Genomic DNA, 2,472 nt, shown 5'->3' with positions numbered 1-2,472 from the left:
GTTCTGGCGTTGGTTCTGGTGTTGGTTCTGGTGTTGGTTCTGGCGTTGGTTCTGGTGTTGGTTCTGGCGTTGGTTCTGGTGTTGGTTCTGGTGTTGGTTCTGGCGTTGGTTCTGGCGTTGGTTCTGGTGTTGGTTCCGGTGTAGGAATTGGTTGTAATGGTACAAAGTTACCATCATCATCAAGGAAACCTCGTATGAGAAAACCATTTATTATCCTTGTAACTATCCCAAGATTTATCGGTGTTCCTGCTGCTCCCATTTTTATACCTCTTAATTAATAGATAAGAATTTTCTTAGTATGAGACAATCTCAATATCTTTTTGTTGATTTAGTTGTATGATATGGTAATATTGTTGACCATAAAATTTGTCTTTTTACAGATTCTTGATAATTTTTATAGTTTCCAAGTTGCTGCAATTCATATAATATTCATTCTGATTTAACATTTTTCATCGTAAATGGAGTATCAACTATTAAATTAATGACGGAATAACACAGGAAATTGTTTCATTCTACTTATTTCCGCTTTAGTCCGTGCTGCAAATTTAACTTTTGACTTCTGACTTCTAACTTCTGACTTCAGCTATAATATCACCTCCTCTAGTTAAATAAATTTAAAATCTGAAGAATCAATAGTAGTATTAATAGCATCAGGAAAAACCGGAATATTATTAAGAACTGCTAAATCAAAAGCAGGATTAGCATCATCCTCAAGATTAGGGTCATATCCTAAAACAACTTTGCCATTTAAACTATTATTTACATAAATAAAGAATGCTGGACTTGTCCCAGAACCATTTTGATTGTTCAAAATAGAATTCACTTGCTGCACATTGTCAAATCTATTCTCAAAAATAATCAGTTCTTGTTCGCTAATATCTTGACCTTGTGAACCTAAATTATCCAGAGAAATTATCACACTAGAAAATTCTGTAGCAGTTCCAGGAGGATTAGTTAAATTACCAAAATTACTTGATCTAAACAAGAATACATCTACATTACTACCATTAAAATCAGTAATCACATCTACTCCTTCGTTGGGAACTTCAAAAAAGAAAGCATCATCTCCTTCATTACCAGTTAATCTGTCGGCACCAAATCCACCATTTAATATATCATCTCCTACATCTCCATTGATCGAATCGTTACCTTCATCACCACGAACAAAATCATTACCTTCATCACCATTGAGAGTGTCAACTCCTGCACCACCACCAATAGAGTCATCACCGCTACCACCAATTACCCTATCGTTACCTAGCCCACCAAATAAGCTATCGCTGCCAGTTTGGCCTAGAATACGGTCATCATCAGCACCCCCATCAATAGTATCGTTACCGGAATCACCATTGAGAGTATCATTTCCTGTATTACCCAATAGGGAGTCGTTGTCATCTTGACCAGATAGGGAATCATTACCTGTACCTCCGTCAAGGGTATCGTTACCGAGTCCACCTGCAAGAGTATCTTGTTGTCCTGCTCCTAATAATAGATCGCTGCCGTCTTCTCCTAACAAAGAGTCATTATCAGCACCACCGTCAAGAGTATCGTTACCTACTCCTCCGAATAATGTATCAGTTTGTTCTGCTCCAAACAAAGAGTCGTTACCAGCTTCACCTAATAAGGAATCTGCTCCTGACCCTCCATCTAAAACATCATTTCCAGCACGACCACTTAGAGTATCGTTGCCTGCATTTCCTATTAGGTAATCACTTTGTTGAGTACCATTGATGTTATTATTACCATCCCCTCCTTCATTCACATTATCCACAACTGTAATGCTAAAAGATGTACTGGGAATAGTTCCACCATCACCATCAGAAACGGAAAAGGAAAAAGGAAAATTACCTGCTGTATTACCTGGGGTATATAGAATTAAGTTGTTATTAATATCAGCTTGAGAGAAAGTATCACCCTGATTAAGAGTTTCATCAACTAACCTAAGATTACCTTGTGTTGGTATTCTAAGAATGTTGTAGGTAATTTCTTCTGTGGTGTTGTCGGTGTCTGTAACTAAAAGATTGGTATTGAATATATTTTGTCTACGTCCATTTTTGACGGCAATAATACCTCGGTTGTTTACTAACTCTGGTGGATCGTTGACTTTGATATTGACTTGGGCAGTATCAGAATTACCATTGCCGTCACTAATACTATAGCTGAAACTGTCATCTCCTAAAAATCCTGCATTGGGAGTATATATATAAGTTGTACTATTTTCTTCTACTAATGAGCCATTTTGCGGTCTACCGATAGCAGAAATACTCAGAGGATCTCCTTCTGGATCGGAGTCGTTTTCTAGTAATTCTTCAGCAGTAATAGTTAATGGTTGATCTTGATTAGTTGTGAAGTTATCATCCTCTGCTTCTGGTGGTGAGTCTGGGTCTACCGGGTCTACTGGGTCTACTGGGTCTACTGGGTCTACCGGGTCTACCGGGTCTACCGGGTCTACCGGATCTACCGGGTCTACCG

General features: G+C 38.3%; 2 protein-coding genes. Both read right to left on the bottom strand.

Features of this window, described 5'->3' with window-relative positions:
• A partial coding sequence (locus tag ACP6PK_RS08520; protein ID WP_426559240.1) for a hypothetical protein occupies positions 1-259 on the bottom strand: 259 nt, incomplete at its 3' end.
• Positions 260-604: 345 nt separating this feature from the next.
• Positions 605-2,472 (bottom strand): cadherin-like domain-containing protein (locus ACP6PK_RS08515; RefSeq protein WP_426559239.1); only part of this gene is annotated, 1,868 nt, incomplete at its 5' end.

It is taken from the genome of Dapis hubbardiae BLCC-M172 (assembly GCF_050016015.1).
In the GTDB taxonomy this organism is placed as follows: domain Bacteria; phylum Cyanobacteriota; class Cyanobacteriia; order Cyanobacteriales; family Microcoleaceae; genus Trichodesmium.
The sequence above is the reverse complement of the archived record's forward strand: the minus strand, read 5'-3'. Positions and strand labels throughout refer to the sequence as shown.